We start from the raw sequence: 24533 nt of genomic DNA on the forward strand, positions 1-24533 counted from the left end.
CAGTTCAGCTTAATGGATGCGTCGGATATTCGACCTGGATCTGATGCTGTATCGCGACCAGGCTCTGGGTATGGATCTCTCCGGACTGCACGTTCCCCTGATCACCCCGTTCACGGCCGACGACCGCCTCGACACCGCCGGCCTCGAGCGGCTGGCCGACGACGTCCTCTCTGCAGGCGCCGTCGGCCTCGTAGCCCTCGGCACGACGGGCGAGCCGGCCACGCTCGCCGCGGCGGAGAAGCGCGCCGTGCTCGACGTGTGCGCGCAGGCGTGCGCGGATCACGGTGCGATGTTGACCGTCGGCGCCGGCAGCAACGCGACGGCCGCCACCGTCGCCGCTGTCGGAGAGGTGGACCGGCGCGCCGGCGCGGTACTCGTGGTCGTGCCGTACTACACGCGTCCCTCCGCCGCCGGCGTCATCGCGCACTTCCGGGCCGTGGCGGCCGCGAGCCCACTGCCCGTCATCGTCTACGACGTCCCTGCTCGCACAGGCCGCATCCTCGGATTCGACGCCGTCACCGAGCTGGCCGCCACCGACGGCGTGGTCGGATTCAAGCACGCGCCGGGCGTCCTCGGGGATACGACGATGCGCTTGCTCGCGGACCGGGCGGACGGCGTCGCGTTTCTCGCGGGCGACGATGTCACTGTGAGCGCGACACTCGCGCTGGGTGCCGACGGTGCCATCCTCGCGTCGGCGAACGTCGCCCCGCGGGAGTACGCAGCGTTGGTCGCAGCCTGGGCTGCCGGCCGGGTCGACGAGGCACGCACCCTGGGGCACGCCCTGGTACCGCTCGCAGTGGCCCTGTTCGCCGAGCCGAATCCGGTGGTCATCAAGGCGGTGCTCGCCGCGCAGGGGCGCATCGCCTCACCGGCGGTCCGGCTCCCGCTGCTCACAGCGAGCCGTGCGGCGACAGACTCCGCCTTAGCCGCGTTCGCCGCGGCGGTGTGGGAGAGGCGGATCGGCCTATCTGGAACGCGCGACGAGCCCGGAGAGGGTAGCGGCGAGGATCCGTTGCAGGCGGGGGTCGAGGTCGATGAGGGCGTGGCCGAGGCGGGGGTCGCTGCGGTACAACGCGGCGATCGCGGGCGGTGGGGTGGAGATCTGGTGGAACGTGCCCGCGAGTGACGTGGCGGTGCCGACGACGTCCGCCGCATCGATGGCGGTCAGCGCGGGGAGCGCCGCGGTCAGTGCCGCGGCGATGCGATCGAGCGCGGACCGGGTGACCAGCTTGAACTCGCGGACCCGCTCGACCGAGACGTTGCGCTCGAGGTTCATCGGCGCCTGTGCCAGCAGGTCGCAGAACAGGCCGCGCTCGGCAAGGGTCGAGGCGAAGGCCGCCGCGACACCGTCGACGGTGGCCGGCGCGGCGAGCCCCGCGATCCGGCCGCACAGCGCAGGCACCCACTCCTGCCAGCGTGCGGCCGTGAGCCGCAGGAAGATCTCCTCCCGCGTCTCGAAGTAGCGGAGCATCGCCGACTTGTGCATGCCGACGTGGGCCGCGATGTCGGTGAGCGTGACGTCCCGCGTTCCGTGCTGCTCGGCGAGTGTCCGCGCGGCGTCGAGGATCGCGGCTTCACGGACGGCCTTCGCCTCGGGCGACCGTGCGCGCTGGAACTCCGTGGCACCCACACCAGAAATCTAACACACCGCCGTTGCATAATTAGTACAACAGTGTTGTACTAATCCTATGACGCAGACATGGTTCATCACCGGTTCCTCCCGCGGCTTCGGCCGGGCGCTCGCCGTGGCCGCCCTGGGTGCCGGACATCGGGTCGCGGCGACGGCGCGGCGGCCCGAGCAGCTCGACCCGCTGGTGGCCGAGTTCGGGGACCGTGTCCTGCCGCTGGCGCTGGACGTGACCGACCCGGTCCGCACCGCGGAAGCTCTCGCAGAGGCCGCTGCGCGGTTCGGGCGGCTCGACGTGATCGTGAACAACGCGGGATACGCGACCGTCGCGCCGATCGAGACCGGCGACGACGCCGACGTGCGCGCCGAGTTCGAGACCGACTTCTGGGGCGTCTACAACGTGTCGAAGGCCGCGATCCCGTACCTGCGGGCGCAGGGCGGCGGGCTGGTCGTGCAGTTCTCCTCGGTGGGCGGCCGCGTAGGCGGGTCGCCGGGGCTGGCGTCGTACCAGGCGGCGAAGTTCGCGATCGACGGGTTCAGCCGGGTGCTACGCGCGGAGACCGCGCAATTCGGCGTGCGTGTGTTGGTCGTCGAGCCGAGCGGCTTCCGGACCGACTGGGCGGGCGCGTCGATGCAGGTGCGCGAGGTGCCGCCGGAGTATTCCGGCACCGTCGGCGCCGCCACCGTCGGTCGCGCCGGCGGCGCGGGTTTCCCTGGCGACCCCGCGCGTGCCGCCGAGATCCTCGTGCAGGTGGCCGGCCGCGCAGACGTTCCCGAGCACCTGCCACTCGGTGTGACCGCAGTCGACTCGTCGCTCGCGCTGGGTGAGCGGCTGCTCGCCGAGGGCCGCCGCTGGGCCGATGTGGGCCGGTCGGCCGACGGCGACCGGCCATACCCTGCGCCGTTCCCTCCGGACGTCGCACGGATCTGACGTACCCGCGAATTAGACTCGGCGGTCATGACAGTGATCCTGATCCGGCACGGCCGTTCCACGTCCAACACGTCGGGTGTGCTGGCCGGGCGGTCCGCCGGTGTGGAGTTGGACGAGGTGGGCCGCGACCAGGCGGCCGGTCTGGTGGCCCGGCTCGACGGCGCGGAGATCGCGGCAGCCGTGCGATCGCCCCTGGTGCGCTGTGCCCAGACCCTCGGACCGCTGCTCGCGGCGCACGGCCTGGAGGCCACTGTCGACGACCGGCTCGCCGAGGTCGACTACGGGCAGTGGACCGGCCGCAAGATCTCCGACCTGCTGTCCGAGCCGCTGTGGAAGGTGGTGCAGCAGCAGCCGTCCGCCGTGGTGTTCCCCGACGGCGAGGCGCTTGCCGCCGTGCAGGCGCGCGCCGTCGCCGCCGTGCGTGAGCACGACCGCGCGGTCACCGAGCGGTACGGCCCGCACGCCCTGTGGGTGGCGTGCTCGCACGGGGATGTGATCAAGTCGGTGATCGCCGACGCCGTCGGCTCGCATCTCGACCAGTTCCAGCGGATCGTGGTCAACCCCGCGTCCATGTCTGTGGTCTCGTACGGCGAGGCGCGGCCGATGGTCTTGTGCGTCAACGCCACCGGTGCGGTGTCGCTGCCCCACAAGCCGCCGAAGGAGGCCACCGTCGGCGGCGAGACCGGGGCCTGAGCTGCCGGCCGGCCGCACAGCGCTCAGGTCTCTCGCAGGGGGCGGGACCCGCTCGCCGGCGGCATGCGGCCGCGCCGCCCCGTGCCGCAGCCGACCCCGGATAGCGGGTTTAATGGTGACCGGAGGGTTGATACCACTGTGTGAGGAGGTGACGATGAGCCGATCCGTACACGTCTTCCGGACGCCGGACAGGTTCGTCGCCGGCACCGTCGGGCAACCCGGCGACAGGGCGTTCTATCTACAGGCGGTGCACCAGAGCCGGGTCGTGTCGGTCCTACTGGAGAAACAGCAGGTGCAGGTGCTCGCGGAGCGCATCGGCGCGCTGCTCGACGAGGTGGCCCGCCGGTTCGGTACCGAGGTCCCGCCCGCCGTCACATCCGTCACGGACCTCAGCCCGTTGGTGATGCCCGTGGACGCCGAGTTCCGCGTGGGGACGATGGGTCTGGGGTGGGACGCCGAGGCCGGTTCGGTGGTGGTGGAGCTACTCGCGATCACAGAGACCGAACTCGACGAGTCCGTGGTGCTGGCCGACGACGCCGACGACGGGCCGGACGCCGTGCGCGTGTTCCTCAGCCCGCTGGCCGCGCGGGAGTTCGCGACCCGGTCCGAGCGGGTGATCGGCGCGGGTCGGCCGCCGTGCCCGATCTGCGGCAACCCCCTCGACGCCGACGGTCACATGTGCGTGCGGCTCAACGGGTATCGCCGGGGCGTGGCGTTCGGTACTGCGCAGCCCGAGCAGTGAGCGATCGCGAGGACGTCGAGGCCGGCCCCGCCGACGATCTCCTGCGGGAGGCGGACCTGCGGGTGCTCGGTCGCATCGCGAGCGCCTCCAACGCGACGTTGCTGTGTGAGCTCGGCGACACCGGCGAGCGGTGTGTGTACAAGCCGGTCCGCGGGGAGGCGCCGCTGTGGGACTTCCCCGACGGCACCCTGGCCGGCCGCGAGGTCGCGTCCTATCTCGTGTCCGAGGCCCTGGGCTTCGGTGTCGTGCCGCCCACCGTCCTGCGGGACGGCCCAGTCGGGCCCGGCATGGTGCAGCGCTGGATCGATTCGCGCGAGGAGACCGACGGCGACGAGACGGACGGCGACGAGACGGACGGCGACGAGACGGACGGCGACGAGACGGTCGACACGCCCGATCTGGTCGACATCTTCGACGACGGCAGTGTCCCCGACGGTTATCTGCCCGTCGTGACCGGCCTGGTGGACGACCGCTCGGCGCCCGACGGCTACCGCGAGGTGGTGCTGGCCCACGCCGATGACGAGCGGCTGTGGCGGATGGCCGTTCTGGATGTGCTCATCAACAACGCCGACCGCAAGGGCGGGCATGTGATCGACGGGGCGAACGGCCGCGTCTACGGCGTGGATCACGGGATATGCCTGCACGCTGAGCCGAAGTTGCGAACCGTGCTGTGGGGCTGGGCCGGGCGACGGGCACCCGATGCGCTGGTGGCCCCCGTCGCCGCCCTCGCCGATCGGCCGCGCGACCTCGTCGCGCTGCGCGAGCTGATCACCCGCGCCGAGGTCGACGCGCTGGTGAGGCGGGCGCGCGCGTTCGTGGCCCACCCCGTGATGCCGCAGCCGTCGTCGCGGCGGCCGATCCCCTGGCCGCCGTTCTGAGTCTCCCGAAGCCGCTCGGGGCGCGCCCGTGACCCGGGCCGGCGACCCCAGCGCCCGGACAGCCCGGAATCGGCTTGTCGGAGGCGGCGAATAAGGTTGACGGCATGCGATCGTGGCCCGCCGTAGACATCCCCACCATCCCAGGCAACGGTGTCCCGCTGCGGCTGTACGACACGTCCGACGCCGCGACGCGGCCCGTCGCGCCCGGCGAGGTGGCCACGATGTACGTCTGCGGGATCACGCCGTACGACGCCACGCATCTCGGCCACGCCGCCACATACCTGACGTTCGACCTGGTCAACCGGGTGCTGCGCGACAACGGTCACGACGTGCACTACGTGCAGAACATCACCGACGTCGACGACCCGCTGTTCGAGCGCGCCGCGCGCGACGGCGTCGATTGGCGGGATCTGGGCAGCGGCGAGATCGAGTTGTTCCGGCAGGACATGGCCGCGCTGCGCGTGCTGCCGCCGCGCGACTACATCGGAGCCATGGAGTCCGTGGGTGAGGTCACCGACATGATCACGCGCCTGCTCGACAGCGGCGCCGCGTATGTCGTGGACGATGCCGAATTCCCGGATGTGTACCACCGCGCGTCCGCGACGCCGCAGTTCGGCTACGAGTCGGGCTACGACCGGGCCACCATGGAGCGCCTCTTCGCCGAGCGGGGCGGCGACCCCGGCCGCCCGGGCAAGCACGACCCGATCGACGCGCTGCTGTGGCGCGCCGCGCGTCCGGGCGAGCCGTCGTGGGAGTCGCCGCACGGGCCCGGCCGCCCCGGGTGGCACGTCGAGTGCGCGGCGATCGCTTTCAACCGGCTCGGCGCCGGCTTCGACATCCAGGGCGGCGGCAGCGACCTGATCTTCCCGCACCACGAGTATTCCGCCGCCCACGCCGAGGCCGCCACGGGCGAGCGTCGGTTCGCACGGCACTATGTGCATGCCGCCATGATCGGTCTCGACGGCGAGAAGATGTCCAAGAGCCGCGGCAACCTGGTGAAGGTCAGCGTGCTGCGCCGCGATGGTGTCGACCCCAGCGCGATCCGCCTCGCGCTGTTCGCGGGGCACTACCGCACCGACCGTTCGTGGACCAGCGAACTGCTCGACGCGGCGCAGGAGCGCCTGGACCTGTGGCGGCGGGCGGTCGCGTCACCGTCGGGCCCCGACGGTGACGCCGTGCTCACCCGCGTGCGCGAGCACCTGGCCGACGATCTGGACACCCCGAAGGCGCTCGCGGCGATCGACGCGTGGGCCCGGCGGGCGGTCACGGAGGGTGGGCCCGACACCTCCGCGCCGGCGACGGTGGCGCTCGCGATCGATGCGCTGCTGGGCGTCGAGCCGTGCCCGGTGACCGTCGGATCGCCCGCTTGAGGGGCGAATCGGGCCCGGAGGGCGCGAGCGTGCATGCGGCGTCGCTATATTCATCGCCGTGAAGACCGTTCGTGAGCTGTCACCCGAGTCGACCGAGGGTGTGTGGACTGTCCAGACCCGCACCTCGACGTATGTGCTCGATCTCAGCGAGATGACCCTCATGCGTGCGCCCGGCATCGGGAGCCTCCACGAGGACGACAAGTGGGGCATCAGCGCGCTGCGACGGGACTCCGAGGATATCCCCCTGCTGGGCATCAAGTCGTGCCGCGTGGGGGAGTCCGCCCAGTTCTGGGTACGCGCCGCCGACGACCCTGACGTGCGCACCTGGCGCATCACGACCCCCGTCGTCAGCATCGAGCGCATCGGCTGACCGGCTCCGGAGCGCATGCGGCGGGCGGGCGCACAGGTCGGAAAGATTGCGCGAAGCGGGTGGGTGGGGTGGCCACGCCGAGCGATTCTGCAGCCCCCGAGCCGCCAGGCGAGCGGGGCGAAGCCTAGCGAAGCGGGTGGCCACCCCACCCACCCGCGACGAGAACTGTCGACTACGGCCCCGCGCCCGGACCGCCACGGCGGCGGAGGTACTTTTCGAACTCCGCCGCGATGGCGTCACCGTCGATCTCGGTCGCGGCGTTGCGCATCTCCGTCTCGGCGTCGCCGCGCTCCTCGAGTCCGCGGACGTAGTCGGCCACCTCGTCGTCGTCGGCCGTCATCTCGGAGACGGCCTCCTCCCACTCCTGCGCGCGAGTGGGCAGCTCGCCCAGCGGGACGCTGAGTTCCAAGACCTGCTCGACGCGGCGCAGCAGGGCCACCGTCGCCTTCGGGTTGGGCGGCTGGGACACGTAGTGCGGCACTGCGGCCCAGAAGGAGATCGCGGGCACCCCGGACCGCACGCAGGCGTCCTGCAACACGCCGGTGATCCCCGTCGGGCCCTCGTACCGGTTCTGCTCGAGCGCGAACCGCTTCGCCGAGTCCTCGTCGTAGCCGGTACCCGTGACCGGTACCGGGCGGGTGTGCGGCGTGTCGGCGAGCAGCGCACCCAGGATCACGGCCGTGTCGATGCCCAGCTCGCGGAAGATGTCGATCAGCTGGTCGCAGAATGCCCGCCAGCGGAAGTTCGGCTCGATCCCACGCAGCAGCACCACGTCGCGGTCGCTGCCCGGCGGACGACAGTACGAGAGGGTCGTGGACGGCCACTCGATGGCTCGCGTGACGCCGTCGACCTGCTTGATCGTGGGCCGGTTCACCTGGAAGTCGTAGAAGTCGTCGGAATCGATCTCGGCGATCATCTCCGCGTCCCAGATGAGTTCGAGGTGCTCGACCGCGGAACTCGCCGCATCGCCTGCGTCGTTCCACCCCTCGAACGCCGCGATCAGGATCGGCCGGGTCAACCGTGGGTAGGACGTCACCCACCCAGGGTACGGTGGCAGGGCACACCCCGTCCCCGCCGGATCTGTGGCATATCGATTTGTGCTGACCAACTACCCTGGGCCTATGACCCGTTCCCATCAGCAGCCGCTGCAGTCGACGTTCCTGGAGGCGGCCCGGCGCCGCGTTCTCATCGGGGACGGGGCGATGGGAACGATGTTGCAGGCAGCGGACCTGACGTTGGACGACTTCCGGGGCCTCGAGGGCTGCAACGAGATCCTCAACGACACCCGGCCCGACGTGCTCGAGGCCATCCACCGCGCCTACTTCGAGGCGGGCGCGGACGCCGTCGAGACCAACACCTTCGGCTGCAATCTCTCCAACCTCGGCGACTACGACATCGCCGATCGGATCCGCGAGCTCGCCGAGAAGGGCACCGCGATCGCGCGGCGCGTCGGCGACGAGGTCGGGCCGTCGGCCGACGGCACGCCCCGTTTCGTGCTCGGCTCGATCGGCCCGGGCACCAAGCTGCCCACGCTCGGCCATACCACCCTGGCGGTGATCCGGGACGCCTACACGGAGGCCGCGCTGGGCATGCTCGACGGTGGCGCCGACGCGTTCCTCATCGAGACCTGCCAGGACCTGCTGCAGGTCAAGGCGGCGGTGCTGGCGTGCCACCGGGCCATGGAGAAGTCGGGCCGGCGCATCCCGATCATCACGCACGTCACCGTCGAGACGACGGGGACGATGCTGCTCGGCTCCGAGATCGGGGCGGCGCTGACCGCGCTGGAGCCGCTCGGCATCGACATGATCGGTCTCAACTGCGCCACCGGGCCCGCCGAGATGAGCGAGCACCTGCGGTACCTGTCGCAGAACGCCGGCATCCCGGTGTCGGTGATGCCGAACGCGGGCCTGCCGGTGCTGGGCGCCAACGGCGCCGAATACCCGCTCACCGCGCCCGAGCTGGCGGAGGCCCTGGTGGGCTTCGTCGGCGACTACGGGCTGACGATGGTGGGCGGCTGCTGTGGCACCACGCCCGAGCACATCCGGCAGGTGTCCGAGGCGGTCCGGGAGGCGACACCGTCGCCCCGCACGCCCCGGCGGGAGAGCTCGATCAGCTCCCTGTACACGTCGGTGCCGTTCGCACAGGACTCCTCGATCCTGATGATCGGCGAGCGCACCAACTCCAACGGCTCCAAGAAGTTTCGTGACGCGATGCTCTCCGGCGACTGGCAGCAGTGCCTCGACATCGCGAAGGACCAGACCCGCGACGGCGCCCACATGCTCGACCTCAACGTCGACTACGTGGGACGCGACGGCGCCGCCGACATGACCGAGCTGGCGGCGCGGCTCGCGACCGCCTCGACCCTGCCGATCATGATCGACTCGACCGAGCCCGCCGTGATCGCGGCCGGGCTCGAGCACCTCGGCGGGCGGTGCGCCGTCAACTCCGTCAACTATGAGGACGGAGACGGCCCCGAGTCCCGGTTCACCAAGATCATGGAACTCGTCGCCGAGCACGGCGCCGCGGTCGTGGGCCTGACCATCGATGAGGAGGGCCAGGCACGCACCGCGGATTGGAAGATCCGCATCGCCGACCGGCTGATCGCCGACCTCACCGACAACTGGGGCTTGAAGCTCGACGACATCATCATCGACCCGCTGGTCTTCCCGATCTCCACCGGCCAGGAGGAGGTGCGGCGCGACGCCCTCGAGACCATCGAGGCGGTCAGGCGGCTGCACGCGGCCTACCCCGGCATGCACTTCACCGTCGGCCTGTCCAACGTGTCGTTCGGGCTCAACCCGGCTGCGCGCCAGGTGCTCAACTCGGTGTTCCTCAACGAGCTGGTGGACGCCGGCCTGGACACCGCCATCCTGCACGCGTCGAAGATCCTGCCGATGGCCCGGATCCCGGACGAGCAACGCAGCGTGGCACTGGATCTGGTGTACGACCGGCGCGGCACCGCGGGCGGCATGGGCGACGATCCCGACTACGACCCGCTGCAGAAGCTGATGTCGCTGTTCGAGGGTGTCTCCGCGGCGTCTGCGCGGGAGACCCGCGCGCAGGAGCTGGCGAAGCTGCCGCTGTTCGCCCGCCTCGAGCGGCGCATCGTCGATGGTGAGCGGGACGGGCTGGAGGCCGACCTCGAGGAGGCGATGACGACGGTGCCGCCACTGGCGATCATCAACGACACCCTGCTGTCCGGGATGAAGACCGTCGGCGAGCTGTTCGGGTCCGGGCAGATGCAGCTGCCGTTCGTGCTGCAGTCGGCCGAGGTGATGAAGACCGCGGTGGCGTATCTCGAGCCGCACATGGAGAAGGCCGACGATGATTCGGGTAAGGGCCGCATCGTGCTCGCCACCGTCAAGGGCGACGTGCACGACATCGGCAAGAACCTCGTGGACATCATCCTGAGCAACAACGGTTACGAGGTGATCAACATCGGCATCAAGCAGCCGATCGCCGCCATCGTGGACGCCGCCGAGGACAAGCGCGCCGATGTGATCGGCATGAGCGGGCTGCTGGTGAAGTCCACCGTGGTGATGAAGGAGAACCTCGAGGAGCTCAACGCCCGCGGCCTGGGCGAGAAGTACCCCGTGCTGCTGGGCGGGGCGGCGCTCACCCGTGGCTACGTCGAGGACGACCTATCCGAGATCTACAGCGGCGACGTCAGTTACGCGCGTGACGCGTTCGAGGGGCTGCGGCTGATGGACGTCATCATGGCCACCAAGCGCGGCGAGGGCCCCGCGCCGGACAGCCCCGAGGCGATCGCGGCCGCGGAGAAGGCCCGCGAGCGCAAGGAGCGGCACGCCCGCAGCAAGCGGATCGCCGCGAAGCGCAAGGCCGAGGCCACCCCCGTCGTGATCCCGGAGCGGTCCGATGTCGCCGCGGACTTCGACGTGGCGTCCCCGCCGTTCTGGGGCACCCGGATCGTCCGTGGCATCGCGGTCGCCGAATTCGCGCAACTGCTGGACGAGCGCGCGCTGTTCTTCGGGCAGTGGGGGCTGCGCGGCGCCCGCAAGGGAGAGGGTGCATCGTACGAGGAGCTGGTCGAGACCGAGGGGCGCCCACGCCTGCGGTACTGGCTGGACCGGCTCAAGGCCGAGAAGATCCTGGACGCGGCCGCCGTGGTGTACGGGTACTTCCCGGCTGTCAGCCACGGGCATACCGTGGACGTGCTCGAGATTCCTAAGGACGACGCACCTGGGCCCGATTCACCGACCAGGTATTCGTTCGACTTCCCGCGCCAGGAGCGCGGCCGGTTCCTGTGCATCGCGGACTTCATCCGGGATCGCGAGACCGCTCAGGCGCGAGGCGAGGTGGACGTCCTGCCGTTCCAGCTGGTCACGATGGGGCAGCCGATCGCCGACCTCGCGAACGAACTGTTCGCCGAGAACGCCTACCGCGACTACCTCGAGGTGCACGGACTGGGCGTGCAGCTGACGGAGGCCCTGGCCGAGTACTGGCACCGTCGGGTCCGGGAGGAGCTGACGCTGCCCGGCGGGCGCGTCGTGGCCGACTCGGACCCCAACGCGGTGACCGACTACTTCGACCTGAAGTACCTCGGCGCGCGCTACAGCTTCGGGTACGGCGCCTGCCCCTCGCTCGAGGACCGGGCCAAGATGGTGGACCTGCTGCAGCCCGAGCGGATCGGCGTGACATTGTCCGAGGAACTGCAGCTGCACCCCGAGCAGTCGACCGACGCCTTCGTCCTCACCCACCCGGAAGCCAAGTACTTCAACACGTAAGGTTTGGATGTGGCGGTGGCCAGCGACCTGACCGAGGAGATCCGGCGCGGTGTCGACGACGCCGCACCCCGGATCACCGAGGTACGCCTGACGGAGGAGATCCGGCGCGGTGTCGACGACGCCGCACCCCGGATCACCGAGGTACGCCTGACGGCCTTCAAGTCGTTCCGGGACGAGGTGCTGCCCCTCGGACCGCTGACGATCTTGACGGGACTCAACGGCGCGGGGAAGTCCAACGCGCTCGACGCGATCGAGGTGCTCGCCGGCCTGGCGTCCGGTGCGTCGCTGTCTTTCGTGCTCCGCGAGACGCGAGGGGGCGCGGAGGGAAGTGCGCCGCATGGGACTTCGCGGATCGAGTTGGGCTGCACCGTCGAGCTCGACGGTGCCGGGTACCGCTGGGATCTGACGATCGACGTCGCCGGCGAGCCACGGGTCGCCCGGGAGAGCCTGACGGCCGCCACCGGCATCTCCGCGGTCCGTGCCGCGCTGGTCGGCGTGTTCCACCTCGATCCGATCCCCGCTCGGATGCGGCAGTTCGTTCCCGCCCACCAGGTTCGTCTGCGTCGCGATGCCGACAACCTGTCGGCGACGATGGCGTCGCTGAGCGAGCAGCACCCTGGAGAGTTCAACGGCCTCGTCGCGCTCGCCGATCGACTCCAGGGCGGGCGCGTGCCGGGGATCGACTTCGAGCGGACCACTCTGGACGACGTGATGTTCACCCTGCGGGAACGCAGCGCCGTCGGCGCGGACACCGGTTCGACCCCGGCCCGCGAGGTGAGCGACGGCCTGCTGCGAGTGCTCGCCGTGGGATGCGCCGTGGGGGCGACGCGCGACCACCTCGACCTCCCGGCACCACCGCACCCCGGCGTCGTCTCGGCAAGGCCGCTGCTAGTCGTCGAGGAGGTCGAGAACGGCCTGCACCCCTCGCAGGCGGGCTACGTTCTGGACCTGGTGCGCGACGCCGCCACGCAGCAGACGAAATCGATTCTCTTGACCACGCACAGCTCGGCGTTGCTCGACGACGCGACCGGTGCACTGAACGACGACATCCTGGTCTGCTATCGCGCGCCCGCGACCGGATACAGCCACATCGCCCGACTTCCTGAACTTGAGGGCTACCTGGACGCGATGATCTCAGGGCCGATCGGGCGCAACGTCGCGTCGGGGCGACTGACCGGGCCGATCAGTGAGGAGATCGACCGTCACGGCCTCGACGACCTCTTCGGGATCGACCGGTAGCCGGTGACCGGACGAGTCCGCGCGGTGTTCGTCGATACATCTGTCGTGTGCAATCTGCTGGGGATCCCCGGCAAGAGCCGGAGCAGGGAACGGATCTCGCGCGAGTACGAGCGGCTGCTCCTACAGGGCGTCCGCATGGTGCTCCCTGTGTCGGCGGTGATCGAGACGGGCGACCACATCGCGCACATCACGACACCGAACGTCGAGATCTATTCGTACGCCGTGAAATTCGCCGAACTTCTGCAACGCATCGTGGACGGAAGTATGCCATGGCGAGCACACGAATTCGCCCGGGGGCGTGACACGCTCGCACGCATCCTTCGCGGGGTACACGACGAGCCCATGCAGCACTTCTTGAAGCGCAAGGTCGGTGTCGTGCGAACTATCCATCCTGGTGGAGCGCGAGATCTTCTGCGCGGCGCTGAAGTGGCCCATCACTACTGTCGAGATCTGGTCTGAGGACAAGGATTTGAACCTGTGAGCAATGATCTGCCCGCCGCCGTGCTCTGGGACATGGACGGCACGCTGCTGGACTCGGAGAAGCTCTGGGACATCGCCGTCGAGGAGTTCACCGCATCCCTCGGCAGCGAGATGACCCCGGAGTTGCGGCTGACGACCCTCGGTAACGCGACCCGCGCCGCCCTGGACAAGATCTACGACCATGCCGGCACTCCCACGCACGAACGCGACCACGTACGGGACGAGCAGTGGGTCTCCGATCGGGTGATCGAGCTGTTCGAGACGGGCATCCCGTGGATGGACGGCGCTCGGGAGGCTCTCGCGCTGTGTGCGGGGCTGGGAATCCCGCTCGTCCTCGTCACCAACACCATCCGCAGTGTCACCGAACACGCCCTCGGCACGCTGGGGCGGGAGCGGTTCGCCGCCACCGTCTGCGGCGACGAGGTCGCTGCGCCGAAGCCGGCGCCGGATCCATACCTGCGCGGCGCGGGGCTGGCGGGCGTGCCGCCGGAGCGATGCGTCGCGTTCGAGGACTCGGCCACCGGCGCGGCCGCTGCGCTGGCGGCGGGCTGCCGCGTGGTCACCGCCGGGCCCGCCCCGGTCGCGCCTGGCACTCGCGCCGTGCATCGCACCACACTCGCCGGACTCACTGCCGAACACCTGCGCGCCTGACAGGGGCCTGCCAGACCCGGCCGGTACCACTGTCGACGTGAACATCCGACGATCGGCCCCCGCGGCGGTGGCCGTCGTGGCCCTGGTGGCGGCGACTGCGACGGCATCGGTCAGCCACGCGCCCGTGCGTTATCCGCCGGGCGCGAAGGCCGCCGACACCGCCGTTCCCCTGATGGGGTGGAACAGCTGGAACCTGTTCGGCTGCAATGTCAACGAGCACGACGTCGAGGCGGAGGCCGACGCCCTGGTGAGTAGCGGCTTGGCGGCGCGCGGCTACCGCACGGTCACCGTCGACGACTGTTGGTTCGATCCGCGGCGGGCCCCGGACGGCAGCCTGCGCGCAGACCCGCAGCGGTTCCCGCACGGGATGGCCGCGCTGGGTCGGTTCCTGCACGCTCGGGGCCTGCGGTTCGGGATCTACGAGTCGCCGAACGCGCGGACATGTGCGCAGTTCGCCGGTACCTACCGCGGGTCGACGGGCAGCCTGGGACACGAGACGCAGGACGCCCGGACGTTCGCGTCGTGGGGCGTGGACTTCCTCAAGTACGACTGGTGCGCCACCGATTCGGACCCGCAGCGGCAGGTGAACGCCTTCGCGCGGATGCGGGACGCGCTGCGCGCCACCGGCCGGTCGATCGTGTACGCCATCAACCCGAACAGCGACGTGGCAGGCGCGGTCCCGGGACCGACCGTCGACTGGTCACCCCTCGCCAATCAGGTGCGCACCACCAACGACGTGATCCCGGCCTGGCGCACGCGGCTGGGGCGCCTGGGGGACCAGGGGATCGGCGAGGCCCTCGAGCAGGCGCCCGCCCCCACCACCCCCGGCGTCGCGTCCGACATGGACATGCTGGTGGTGGGTTTCATCGGGGTGAGCCCTGCAGAGGCGCGGACCCAGGTCGCGATGTGGTCGATGTTCGGATCGCCGCTGATCGCCACGAACGACATCACCCGCATGTCCACGGGTATAAGCAAGCTGCTCGGGGACCCGCTGTTGATCGCGATCGATCAGGACCCGTCCGCGCCCGCACGGCGCGTGGGGCAGGCGTGGGTACGTCGACTGTCGGACGGGCGACTGGCCGTCGCATTCGTCGATGACAGCCCCCGGCCCGTCCGGCTGGGCGCGACACCGTCGGCGCTCGGCTGGACCGGTCCGGCGCCGACGGTGGCCGGCGCATGGGGGAGCGCCGCCCAGACCGGCGTCACGTGGGTCGGGGCCGAACTGGCGCCGCACGACACCGCGGTGTTCATCCTGAGCTGACCGGCGCGCCGCATCAGTCCGATTCACTGTGGCGGTCGACGTCACGCAGGAGGTGGTCGATATCCACGCGGTGCTCTGACCCGTCGTCGGGTGCGATGCGCACCACCTCGGCCAGCTTCGACTCGGGCTGCTGCGGTGTCAGGTGCCGCGCCCGCTCGCGCCGCTCGAGCAACGCGTGTGCGAGTGCCTCGTAGTCGGTGTAGCGGACGCGACGCTCGTCGTCGCCGTCCTGGTAGACGGCGACGAACTCGCCGGTGGTTCCTGCGAACCGACGCCGCGAGCCGATGTCGCGGACGTCGTCGAGCTCGCTCCGTGCGGCGTCGAGTGCCTCGCCCTCGGTGAACTTGGTCGTGCCTGAGCGCCCGTGCAGCGGGCCGTGGTTGTCTCCCACCCAGCGCCACCGGCCGTGGTGTTCCTCGACCCGGTAGCCGTCCTCGGTCATGTGGCTCACCACCCCTCGCGCCTTGGGACCGGCAGCTCCAGCCCGCAAACCGACGTATACCCGAATCCCCGCCGGCGCGTCAGTCGCCGTGCGGATCCATTCTGTTCAACGCGGCGACCACCTGCGGGTAGTCCCCGCGGGCCTCCCCGTAACGCAGGAACTTCACGTTCTCCACCTGAATCTCGGTCGCCTCGGGCCGGGTCTCGATGATCTGCATGACCTCGTCGGCGAAATCGTCCAGCGGCATCGCGAAGTCGCTCTCCTCCTGGCCCGGCATGAGCGCGGTGCGCACCGACGGCGGCTCGAGTTCGAGCACCTGCACCGACGTGTCGGCGAGCTGCAGGCGCAGTGTCTCCGACAGCATGTGGATGGCGGCCTTCGTGGCGTTGTAGGTGGGCGTGATCCTCAGTGGCGCGAACGCGAGCCCGGACGACACCGTCATGATCGTGGCGTCGGGCCGGGTCTGCAGACGCCCGACGAACGCCGCGATCAGCCGGATGGGCCCGAGCAGGTTGGTGGTCACGTGCCGCTGCGCGGACTCGAGGAAGTCCCCGCTGCGCCAGTCCTCTACGGCCATCACGCCCGCCATCGTGATCAGAACGTTCACCTCCGGGAAGCGGCGCAGGACCTCGGCGGATGCCTCGGCTATGGAGTCGGCGTCGGCTGTGTCGATCCGCACCGCGGCCATGCCGGGGTTGGCGGCGACGATGTCGTCGAGGAGCTCCTGCCGCCGCCCGCCGACGATGACGGTGTTCCCGCGGGTGTGGAGGCGTTCGGCGAGAGCACGGCCGATGCCGCTGGTCGCGCCGGGGATGAACACGGTGTTTCCGGTGATCTGCATGTACCCAGCCTGGCCGGAGCCGCCGACCTCATCCAGAGAGCGGGCTTCCGGGGATCGGCGATCCCTGGCTCGCGGGGCGCCGGCGATCGATGATGGTGGGCGTGGACCGCCCCGTGCTCGCCGACTTCCTCCGCCGCCACCGGGCGGCGCTGACCCCAGCCGACGTCGGCCTGCCCGCTGGCCCGCGCCGCCGAACGCCTGGGTTGCGCAGGGAGGAGGTGGCGCAGCTGGCCGGGATGTCCACCGACTACTACGCCCGCCTCGAGCAGCAGCGCGGGCCCGAGCCGTCGACGCAGATGCTGGCCGCGATCGCGCGGGCGCTGCGGCTCACCGCCGACGAGCGCGACTACCTCTTCCGCCTCGCCGGTCACAGCGCGCCCGACCGGGCGGTGGCCCGTGCCCACGTCGCACCGGCACTGTTACGAGTGCTCGACCGGCTGTCGGACACGCCCGCTCTGATCCTGTCCGCGGTCGGCGAGACGCTCGTGCAGAACCTCCCTGCGCGTGCCCTGTTCGGCGACGTCTCGGACCTGACGGGACTGGACCGCAGCGAGATCTACCGCTGGTTCGCCCATCCCGCGACCGAGCGGCGGCGGTACCCGGCGAACGACCACGACCGGCAGAGTCGCGCCTTGGTCGCGTCCCTGCGCGCCGCATACGGCGCGCAGGGGCCGCGCTCGCTCGCAGGTGAGATCGCCGCCGAGTTGGATCGACATGGCGGCGAATTCGCTCGGCTGTGGGCCCGGCACGAGGTCGCGACGCGGTTCGCCGACCACAAGGTGTTGCTGCACCCGGAGCTCGGTGCGATCGAGGTCGACTGCCAGGTGCTGTTCATCGAGGACCAGTCGCAGGCGCTGTTGGTGCTGACCGCGCCGCCGCACACCGAGGACGCGGAGAAGCTCGCACTGCTCGCGGTGCTCGGCACGCAGACGTTCGGGGGCGAGGTCCGTCAAGGCCCGTGTGCCGCGGGCCGGGATACTACTTCTCCGGGCCGTCCAGCGCCATACTCGCCATGACCGCGACGCGGACCCGCTCGGTGTCGGCAGCGGTCCATCCGGGCGGCGGCATCACCGCGGCGAAGGCGTCGACGACCGCGGTGCCGTAGTTGTGACCGTGGCCGTCGGGCACCCCGGCAGCGTTGGCGAGGTCCGCCGAGACCTGCCAGAACGTCACGAACGGGTACCACGACATGGCCCGGCTGCGGTCGCGACCGGCCGGTTCCCGCAGCCAGTCCGGTTCCCGCAGCAGCAGGCTCGGCGACCACCAGACGACGGGGTCGGACGCGTGCTGCACGTACACGATGTGCGGGTGCAGCCACAGTCTCCCGGCCCCCGAGCCGGGGCCCGTGAGCGGCTTGACACCGTCGGTGAACCGGACGACCAGGCCGTCGGCGTACGTCGGAAGCGCCTCGGGAGTACCGGGATCGCGGCGCTGCGTCACCGCCGAGTGGATCGGGTTCGCCGCGGGCGGCCCGATCCAGACGACACCGTCGACCTTGGACCGGATGTCCGCGAGCGAGCTGAACGCGCCCTCACCGGCCCGAGTACCCAGCGACTCGCCCATCACCAGCAGCTTGGGGCGCTTCGCGGGCGGCCGGGCGTCGACGGCGGTGCGGACGGTGTCGATGAGCCGCTTGCCAGCCTCGAGCGAGAGCTCGCCGTCGGTCACGAACGAGATCCAGCTGGGCAGGTACGAATACTGCGCGGCCACCAGCGCGACGTCGCCGTTGTACATCAGCTCCAGCGCGCGCGCCGCCGTCGGGTTGACCCAGCCGCTGCCGGTGGTGGGGATGACCACGAGGTACTTGCGGTCGAGCGCACCGGTGCGCTGCAGCTCGCGCAGCATGATCTGGCGGCGCTGCGCCACCGTCGGCGCGTTCTCGAGGCCCACGTACACGCGGACCGGTTCCATCACCGGCGCGGTGGTGAACCGCTTCAGCTGCGCCGCGCGCAGCCCGCCCGCGACGAAGTCGCGGCCCTCGCTGCCCAGCCCGGACCACGCCGCATACGACCCCGGCGACCCGGATCGCTCCGGCTCCATCGGCTGGTGGACCCCGGCGCGCGTCGCGTTGTTCTGCGTCGACGCGAGGTAGTCGGCGGTGAACTCGAACCCCCGCATCCCCAACCCGTCGACCACGAACAGCAGGAGCAGGACGACCACCGCCCCGCCGAGCACCCGCGCCGCGCCGGGCGGGACCCGCAGGTACCGATCGGCCTCGCGGGCCAGGTACCGGGCCAGGTCGCGAAGCACACGGAACAGCGAGATCAGCAGCGCCGAGGTGGCGAACGCGATCACCGGGATCAGCAGGAACCAGTAACCGCCCTCCGCCGGCATCCCCATGAGTGCGCGAATGTCCGCCTGCCAGCGCCGGGACACCAGCACCATCACCGTGACGCCGGCGAGGTTCACCGCGAGGATCAGCAGCCGCAGGTGCGTCAGCCACCGCGCCAGGCTCGGCCGGGAGAGGACGGGGTGACCGCGGACCAGCACATCGGTGATGAGCCACTTCACGAACGCACCGACCCCGTACCCGATCACGGCGTTGATGCCGGCTATGAAGCCCTGGTAGAACCAGTCGCGGGGGAGCAGCGACACCGTGAACGACAGCTCCAGGAAGATCCCACCCACGAACAGGCCCGTGAAGTCGAGGTGCAGCAGGCTCCACGTCCACGCGAGCAGCGGGTGCCGCTCGTGCAGCTCGTCGAGGCTCTCCTGCAGGAAACGATCGGGGTCGCGCAGCGCGCGCACCAGGCGCAGGCGGGCGCGGACGACGCCGCGCACGTACCGGTACTGCGCAGCACCCTTGCGCGGGGCGACGCGGTCGGCGGCGGTGCCGGGCTCGGGTGCGGGCGGAACGGCGCGATCGGGGGTCGCGTCCGGTTCCGTATCCACGCGTCCAGTTTAGGAAGGGCCTCGGACGTCCCTGCGGCGGGCTGTGGGACCATAGCTGACCGTGAAGACCATGGAGACGCTGTTCGCCGAGCTGGCCGAGAAGGCCGCAACCCGGCCCGCGGGAAGCGGGACCGTGGAGGCACTCGACCGTGGCACCCATTTCCTCGGAAAGAAGATCATCGAGGAGGCCGGGGAGGTCTGGATCGCCGCGGAGTACCAGTCGGACGGCGAGCTCGCCGAGGAGATGTCGCAGCTGCTGTACTGGCTGCAGGTGATGATGGTCAAGCGCGGTCTGACGCTCGACGACGTGTACGCGCATCTGTAGCGGCCCGGACCGGTAGGCGCCTTCTCCTCCGCCGCCCCCACACCCGGCCGCACCGCAGATCCCCGTCACCCGCCAGTGAAAGAGACCACCATGCTGCGTGTCGCAGTACCCAACAAGGGCGCCCTCTCGGAGGCCGCCGGCACGATCCTCGCCGAGGCGGGCTACCGTCGCCGCTCCGACGCCAAGGACCTCACCGTCCTCGACAACGCCAACGAGGTCGAGTTCTTCTTCCTGCGGCCCAAGGACATCGCGCTGTACGTCGCTTCGGGCGAACTCGACCTGGGGATCACCGGGCGTGACCTGGCGCTCGACTCGGGCGCACAGTTCGGTGAGCGCCTCGCCCTGGGCTTCGGACGGTCGACGTTCCGCTACGCGGGCCCCGCGGGGAGGGACTGGACGGTCGCCGATCTCGACGGCAAGCGCATTGCGACGTCCTACCCCAACCTGGTCGGCGCCGACCTCGCCGCGCGCGGCTACACCGCCCACGTGATCCGGCTCGACGGCGCGGTCGAGATCTCGATCCAACTGGGCGTCGCAGACCTGATCGCCGACGTCGTCGAGTCCGGCCGATCGCTGCGGCAGAACAACCTGGTGGCGTTCGGCGAGCCGCTGGTGGACTCCGAGGGCGTGCTGATCGAGGCAGCCGGCTCCGCTCCCGACAAGGCCCGCGACCAGCTCACGGCCCGGCTGCAGGGCGTCGTGTTCGGGCGCCAGTACGTCATGCTCGACTACGACTGCCCGCGGCACGTGCTCGATGCGGCAGTGCAGGTCACGCCGGGGCTCGAATCGCCGACGGTGGCGCCGATGGCCGACCAAGCGTGGGTCGCGGTGCGCGCGCTGGTGCCGCGCAAGGGAGCGAACGCGGTGATGGACCGCCTCGCCGATATCGGCGCGAAGGCCATCCTGATGACCGACATCCGTAGCTGCCGGTTCTGACCGGTCAGCGCGCGGAGACGAGCAGCGTCTGCGCGCCGCGGGCGAAGTGCCCGTCGGCGTCGTAGATCTCGGACGCGGTGGTGCCCAGACCCGTGGCGCCGATCTGCTGGTCGGCGGCGATCCCCACCCAACCGTCGACCAGCCGCGGGGCGCGGTGCAGGTGCACGGTCATGTCCATGTTCATCCACGTGACCTGCACCGGATCCATCCGCGCCGAGACCCCGTTGGCGGCGTCGATCACCGAGAACACCCGGACCAGGTCCGACGGCTCCTCGCCGGCGACCAGCGGCACCGTCGCTCGCACCCAGCAGCGTTGCGCGGTCTCGGCACCGTCGGCATCTACGGCGGGCGGCACGAACCGCCACTCGCACGCCCCGAGGAAGCCGGCGCCCCGGACGGCCTCGAAGAACGCCGGCGCCGCCGCGTCACCGTCGACGGGGATCGCCGGTGTCAGGTCCCGGCTGAACCCCGCCGTGTCCGACGACGCCAGGGCCCAGGCGTGCGCGCGGGCCACGGGCCGGAACGCACCCGAGCGATCGGCGCACTCGACCTCCGCGCTGACCATGGAGACGGCCCGCCCGGGCCGGGACACCCACGCGCGGACCCGGGACTGCGTGATCGGGACGACACCCAGCAGCTCGGTGGTGATGCGCGAGAGCAGCATGCCTGGCGCGGCACTTCGCTCCAGCGCGCGCACCATGAGCGCCGCGGGCGGGGCGCCGTGCTGCATCGTGTCGGCCCACACACTCGCCGTGAAGCGCGTGGGCTCGAACGCCTCGTACGCCGCGCCCTCGACCTCGACGGTCCCGGCGGGGTGGTAGAACGCATCCATAACCGTCAGTCCTACCGACCGCCCGCCTCCGGGCTGCGCGCGGGGTGCTGGCACCCTTGTTCCTCATGGCAGACAGCGGACCGTTCGCGGTGGGAGATCGGGTGCAGTTGACCGACGCCAAGGGGCGGAAGTTCACCGTGCACCTCGAGGCGGGGCGCGAGTTCCACACCCACAAGGGCGGGATCCGGCACGACGACCTGATCGGCGCGCCCGAGGGCAGCGTGGTCAAGTCGGTGAACGGGACGGCGTACCTGGCGTTGCGGCCGCTGCTGACCGACTACGTGCTGTCGATGCCGCGCGGCGCGCAGGTGATCTACCCCAAGGACGCGGCCCAGATCGTCGCCGAGGGTGACATCTTCCCGGGCGCGCGGGTGCTCGAGGCGGGAGCCGGGTCCGGCGCCCTGACCTGCTCGCTGCTGCGCGCCGTGGGGCCGACCGGATCGGTCACGTCGTGGGAGGTGCGCGAGGATCACGCCGAGCACGCCGTGCGCAACGTCGAGGAGTTCTTCGGCGGCCGACCGGGCAACTGGCAGTTGCAGCTGGGCGACCTGGCGGACTACGCCGGGGACCCGGTCGACCGCGTCGTCCTGGACATGCTCGCGCCGTGGGACGTGCTCGATGCCGTCGGCCGGGCGCTTGTGCCGGGCGGGGTACTGACGGTGTACGTCGCGACCGTGACGCAGCTCTCCCGCGTCGTCGAGGCGCTGCGTGAGGCCACCTGCTGGACCGAGCCGCGGTCGTGGGAATCACTGCTACGCGAATGGCACGTCGTGGGGCTGGCCGTGCGGCCGTCGCACAGAATGCAAGGTCACACGGCATTTCTCGTGACCGCCCGGCGCCTCGCCGAGGGCACGGTCGCGCCACGCCCGCAGCGCAGACCGAGCAAGGGGTAGGCGAAACCGGTAGCGTGGTAATACCCCTCCCAGGAGGGATGCCGCTCTCGAAGGGAGCCCTGCAATGGCTGAACATGACGCGAATCGCCCGGCGCACGAGGCGGATACGCAGGTCCCACAGGGACCGAACCAGGCCGCTCGGCCCGGCGTAGCGGCGAGCGCGGGGTCCCTACCGCGGGCCACGACGCAGGCCGAGGCCCAGCTGCGCGATCGGGTGGAGGCGCTCGCGAGCCGTAATGCCAAGCTGCTGGACACGCTTCGCGACGCGCGGTCGCAGCTGGTGGCACTGCGCGAGGAGGTCGACCGGCTGGGGCAGCCACCGTCGGGCTACGGCGTGCTGCTGGCCACCCACGAGGACTCGACGGTCGACGTGTTCACCTCCGGCCGCAAGATGCGGCTGATCTGCTCGCCCAACCTCGACGTCTCGTCGCTCGTGGTCGGCCAGACCGTGCGGCTCAACGAGGCGCTGACGGTGGTCGAGGCCGGACAGTTCGAGACGGTCGGCGAGATCTGCGCGCTGCGCGAGGTGCTCGACGACGGCGAGCGGGCCCTGGTCGTGGGCCACGCCGACGAGGAACGCGTGGTGCGGCTCGCCGCGCCGCTGATCGAGATCGAGCGCGAAGGCATCGACGGGGACAGCCCGCGCCGCAGGCTGCGCGTCGGCGACTCGCTGCTGGTCGACACCAAGGCCGGCTACGCATTCGAGCGGGTTCCCAAGGCGGAGGTGGAGGACCTCGTGCTCGAGGAGGTCCCCGACGTCGGATACGAGGACATCGGCGGACTGGGCCGGCAGATCGAGCAGATCCGTGACGCCGTCGAGCTACCGTTCCTGCACAAGGACCTGTTCCGCGACTACGCGCTGCGGCCGCCCAAGGGCGTGCTGCTGTACGGCCCTCCCGGTTGCGGCAAGACGCTCATCGCCAAGGCCGTCGCCAACTCCCTCGCGAAGAAGATCGCCGAGGCCCGCGGCGACGACGCCCGTGAGGCCAAGTCGTACTTCCTCAACATCAAGGGACCCGAGCTGCTCAACAAGTTCGTCGGCGAGACCGAGCGGCACATCCGCCTGATCTTCCAGCGGGCGCGCGAGAAGGCGTCCGAGGGCACCCCGGTGATCGTGTTCTTCGACGAGATGGACTCGATCTTCCGCACCCGCGGTTCGGGCGTGAGCTCCGACGTCGAGACCACCGTGGTGCCGCAGCTGCTGTCGGAGATCGACGGTGTCGAGGGCCTCGAGAACGTCATCGTGATCGGTGCTTCCAACCGCGAGGACATGATCGACCCCGCGATCCTGCGACCCGGCCGCCTCGATGTGAAGATCAAGATCGAGCGGCCCGACGCGGAGTCGGCGCAGGACATCTTCAGCAAATACCTGACGACCGGCCTGCCGATCCACCCCGATGACCTGGCCGAGTTCGGCGGCGACCGCGACGCCTGCGTCAAGGCGATGATCGAGCGGGTCGTCGACCGCATGTACGCGGAGTCGGAGGACAACCGGTTCCTGGAGGTGACCTACGCCAACGGCGACAAGGAGGTCATGTACTTCAAGGACTTCAACTCGGGCGCGATGATTCAGAACGTCGTCGACCGGTCGAAGAAGGCCGCCATCAAGGCGTACCTCGAGACCGGACAGTCGGGTCTGCGGATCACGCACCTGTTCGAGTCGATCGTCGACGAGTTCGCCGAGAACGAGGACCTGCCCAACACCACCAACCCGGACGACTGGGCACGGATCTCCGGCAAGAAGGGCGAGCGGATCGTGTACATCCGCACGCTGGTGACGGGCAAGAACTCGTCCGCGTCGCGCGCCATCGACACCGAGACCAGCACCGGCCAGTATCTGTAGCCACGGGACGCGGGGCTCGACTTAAGCGCCGAACAAGCGCGGGTCAAGTCCCGCTTCCTATAGTTACGGCGATGACTACTCCCGGAGTGCCGCTGACGCTGTCGGCGGGTGCGCAGACGATGACGGCGGTGCCGGGTAAGACCGTCACCATCGGGCGCACGCAGGACAACGACCTCACTGTGAACCACCCGCTGGTCTCCCGGCGGCACGCGGTGCTCGAATGCACCCCCGCCGGTTGGTTGCTGACCGACCGCAGCACCAACGGGGTCTTCGTCGCCGGTACCCGGCAGCCGACCGTGTTGGTGACGGGGCCGGTCACCGTCTACCTGGGCGACCCCCGCACAGGCGTACCTCTCCACCTCGCAGCTGCCCCCGCCTCCGCGGGAACCCCGCCCGAGCCGGGCCCGACCGGTCTGCGAGCGGGCACAGGCGGGTTTCAGCCGGGCGGCTCTCAGCCCGGCGGGTATCAGCCGGCGCCCGGGCAGTCGGGTCCCCAAGCGCCCGCGGACCGGCGTCCCGGGCCGCAGGCGCCACCGTCGACG

General features: G+C 70.5%; 23 protein-coding genes and 1 pseudogene. 18 read left to right on the top strand and 6 right to left on the bottom strand.

Going from position 1 to position 24533, the window contains the following annotated elements; all coding sequences use genetic code 11:
• Positions 1 to 16 precede the first annotated feature (16 nt).
• Positions 17 to 1126, top strand: coding sequence for a 4-hydroxy-tetrahydrodipicolinate synthase (dapA, locus tag ABD908_RS12460; RefSeq protein ID WP_344995928.1), 1110 nt, complete (start codon positions 17 to 19; stop codon positions 1124 to 1126).
• On the opposite strand, the pseudogene ABD908_RS12465 reads toward dapA, so the two are convergent.
• Positions 1046 to 1630 (bottom strand): annotated as a pseudogene (locus ABD908_RS12465) (TetR/AcrR family transcriptional regulator); the annotation flags it as partial. The gene dapA and the pseudogene ABD908_RS12465 sit on opposite strands and share 81 nt — an antisense overlap.
• A gap of 58 nt (positions 1631 to 1688) precedes the next feature.
• Between ABD908_RS12465 and ABD908_RS12470 the strand changes: the two are divergent.
• The 6 genes from ABD908_RS12470 to ABD908_RS12495 all read left to right on the top strand — a co-directional run bounded on the left by ABD908_RS12470 (position 1689) and on the right by ABD908_RS12495 (position 6611).
• Positions 1689 to 2558: an SDR family NAD(P)-dependent oxidoreductase gene (locus tag ABD908_RS12470; RefSeq protein WP_344995931.1), complete on the top strand. Its 870-nt coding sequence runs from the start codon at positions 1689 to 1691 to the stop codon at positions 2556 to 2558.
• 27 nt (positions 2559 to 2585) lie between these two features.
• Positions 2586 to 3251 (top strand): MSMEG_4193 family putative phosphomutase, encoded by a 666-nt coding sequence (locus ABD908_RS12475; protein ID WP_344995934.1) that lies wholly within the window; start codon positions 2586 to 2588, stop codon positions 3249 to 3251.
• Positions 3252 to 3405: 154 nt separating this feature from the next.
• Positions 3406 to 3993, top strand: coding sequence for a DUF3090 domain-containing protein (locus ABD908_RS12480; RefSeq protein WP_344995937.1), 588 nt, complete (start codon positions 3406 to 3408; stop codon positions 3991 to 3993).
• Positions 3990 to 4871 (top strand): SCO1664 family protein, encoded by an 882-nt coding sequence (locus ABD908_RS12485; RefSeq protein ID WP_344995940.1) that lies wholly within the window; start codon positions 3990 to 3992, stop codon positions 4869 to 4871. The genes ABD908_RS12480 and ABD908_RS12485 overlap by 4 nt, the downstream gene beginning before the upstream one ends.
• 104 nt (positions 4872 to 4975) lie before the next feature.
• Positions 4976 to 6241 carry a cysteine--1-D-myo-inosityl 2-amino-2-deoxy-alpha-D-glucopyranoside ligase gene (mshC, locus tag ABD908_RS12490; RefSeq protein ID WP_344995943.1) on the top strand — a complete coding sequence of 422 codons (1266 nt, stop codon included), beginning with the start codon at positions 4976 to 4978 and terminating at the stop codon, positions 6239 to 6241.
• 58 nt (positions 6242 to 6299) lie between these two features.
• Positions 6300 to 6611, top strand: coding sequence for a hypothetical protein (locus ABD908_RS12495; RefSeq protein WP_344995946.1), 312 nt, complete (start codon positions 6300 to 6302; stop codon positions 6609 to 6611).
• 172 nt (positions 6612 to 6783) lie between these two features.
• Here the strand turns inward: ABD908_RS12495 and ABD908_RS12500 are convergent, their stop codons facing one another.
• Positions 6784 to 7647 carry a PAC2 family protein gene (locus tag ABD908_RS12500; RefSeq protein ID WP_344995949.1) on the bottom strand — a complete coding sequence of 288 codons (864 nt, stop codon included), beginning with the start codon at positions 7645 to 7647 and terminating at the stop codon, positions 6784 to 6786.
• A gap of 85 nt (positions 7648 to 7732) precedes the next feature.
• Here ABD908_RS12500 and metH point away from each other — a divergent pair, with 85 nt between their 5' ends.
• From metH to ABD908_RS12525, 5 genes are read left to right on the top strand one after another with little or no spacing between them, the layout of a single operon-like run.
• Positions 7733 to 11356 carry a methionine synthase gene (gene metH, locus ABD908_RS12505; RefSeq protein ID WP_344995952.1) on the top strand — a complete coding sequence of 1208 codons (3624 nt, stop codon included), beginning with the start codon at positions 7733 to 7735 and terminating at the stop codon, positions 11354 to 11356.
• 9 nt (positions 11357 to 11365) lie between these two features.
• Positions 11366 to 12595 carry an AAA family ATPase gene (locus tag ABD908_RS12510; RefSeq protein ID WP_344995955.1) on the top strand — a complete coding sequence of 410 codons (1230 nt, stop codon included), beginning with the start codon at positions 11366 to 11368 and terminating at the stop codon, positions 12593 to 12595.
• A 3-nt stretch (positions 12596 to 12598) separates the two neighbouring features.
• On the top strand, positions 12599 to 13054 hold the full coding sequence (locus ABD908_RS12515) for a hypothetical protein (RefSeq protein WP_344995958.1): 456 nt from the start codon (positions 12599 to 12601) through the stop codon (positions 13052 to 13054).
• 18 nt (positions 13055 to 13072) lie between these two features.
• Positions 13073 to 13726 carry an HAD family hydrolase gene (locus ABD908_RS12520; RefSeq protein WP_344995961.1) on the top strand — a complete coding sequence of 218 codons (654 nt, stop codon included), beginning with the start codon at positions 13073 to 13075 and terminating at the stop codon, positions 13724 to 13726.
• 37 nt (positions 13727 to 13763) lie between these two features.
• The gene (locus ABD908_RS12525) at positions 13764 to 14987 is read left to right on the top strand and encodes a glycoside hydrolase family 27 protein (protein WP_344995963.1); all 1224 of its coding nucleotides are present in this window, start codon (positions 13764 to 13766) and stop codon (positions 14985 to 14987) included.
• A gap of 13 nt (positions 14988 to 15000) precedes the next feature.
• Here ABD908_RS12525 and ABD908_RS12530 read toward each other — a convergent pair whose 3' ends face one another.
• Together ABD908_RS12530 and ABD908_RS12535 are read right to left on the bottom strand one after the other, a co-directional pair.
• On the bottom strand, positions 15001 to 15429 hold the full coding sequence (locus ABD908_RS12530) for a hypothetical protein (protein WP_344995965.1): 429 nt from the start codon (positions 15427 to 15429) through the stop codon (positions 15001 to 15003).
• 79 nt (positions 15430 to 15508) lie between these two features.
• Positions 15509 to 16270: an SDR family oxidoreductase gene (locus tag ABD908_RS12535; protein ID WP_344995968.1), complete on the bottom strand. Its 762-nt coding sequence runs from the start codon at positions 16268 to 16270 to the stop codon at positions 15509 to 15511.
• A 101-nt stretch (positions 16271 to 16371) separates the two neighbouring features.
• Here ABD908_RS12535 and ABD908_RS12540 point away from each other — a divergent pair, with 101 nt between their 5' ends.
• On the top strand, positions 16372 to 17286 hold the full coding sequence (locus tag ABD908_RS12540; protein WP_344995971.1) for a helix-turn-helix domain-containing protein: 915 nt from the start codon (positions 16372 to 16374) through the stop codon (positions 17284 to 17286).
• Here the strand turns inward: ABD908_RS12540 and ABD908_RS12545 are convergent.
• Positions 17249 to 19021 (bottom strand): alpha/beta hydrolase, encoded by a 1773-nt coding sequence (locus ABD908_RS12545; RefSeq protein WP_385924332.1) that lies wholly within the window; start codon positions 19019 to 19021, stop codon positions 17249 to 17251. The genes ABD908_RS12540 and ABD908_RS12545 overlap by 38 nt on opposite strands.
• A gap of 202 nt (positions 19022 to 19223) precedes the next feature.
• Between ABD908_RS12545 and ABD908_RS12550 the strand changes: the two genes are divergently transcribed.
• The gene (locus tag ABD908_RS12550) at positions 19224 to 19487 is read left to right on the top strand and encodes a phosphoribosyl-ATP diphosphatase (RefSeq protein WP_344995977.1); all 264 of its coding nucleotides are present in this window, start codon (positions 19224 to 19226) and stop codon (positions 19485 to 19487) included.
• Positions 19488 to 19577: 90 nt separating this feature from the next.
• Positions 19578 to 20423 carry an ATP phosphoribosyltransferase gene (gene hisG / locus ABD908_RS12555; protein WP_344995980.1) on the top strand — a complete coding sequence of 282 codons (846 nt, stop codon included), beginning with the start codon at positions 19578 to 19580 and terminating at the stop codon, positions 20421 to 20423.
• 4 nt (positions 20424 to 20427) lie between these two features.
• Here hisG and ABD908_RS12560 read toward each other — a convergent pair whose 3' ends face one another.
• Complete coding sequence (locus tag ABD908_RS12560; protein WP_344995983.1) at positions 20428 to 21255, bottom strand: thioesterase family protein; 828 nt, start codon at positions 21253 to 21255, stop codon at positions 20428 to 20430.
• A gap of 65 nt (positions 21256 to 21320) precedes the next feature.
• Here ABD908_RS12560 and ABD908_RS12565 point away from each other — a divergent pair, with 65 nt between their 5' ends.
• The 3 genes from ABD908_RS12565 to ABD908_RS12575 form a co-directional block, all read left to right on the top strand.
• On the top strand, positions 21321 to 22148 hold the full coding sequence (locus ABD908_RS12565) for a tRNA (adenine-N1)-methyltransferase (RefSeq protein ID WP_344995986.1): 828 nt from the start codon (positions 21321 to 21323) through the stop codon (positions 22146 to 22148).
• Positions 22149 to 22212: 64 nt separating this feature from the next.
• Positions 22213 to 23991, top strand: a complete 1779-nt coding sequence (gene arc / locus ABD908_RS12570; RefSeq protein ID WP_344995989.1) for a proteasome ATPase — start codon at positions 22213 to 22215, stop codon at positions 23989 to 23991.
• A 71-nt stretch (positions 23992 to 24062) separates the two neighbouring features.
• On the top strand, positions 24063 to 24533 hold a 471-nt coding region (locus ABD908_RS12575), incomplete at its 3' end, for an FHA domain-containing protein (protein ID WP_344995992.1).

This window comes from Tsukamurella soli, from assembly GCF_039541155.1.
In the GTDB taxonomy this organism is placed as follows: Bacteria; Actinomycetota; Actinomycetes; order Mycobacteriales; family Mycobacteriaceae; genus Tsukamurella; species Tsukamurella soli.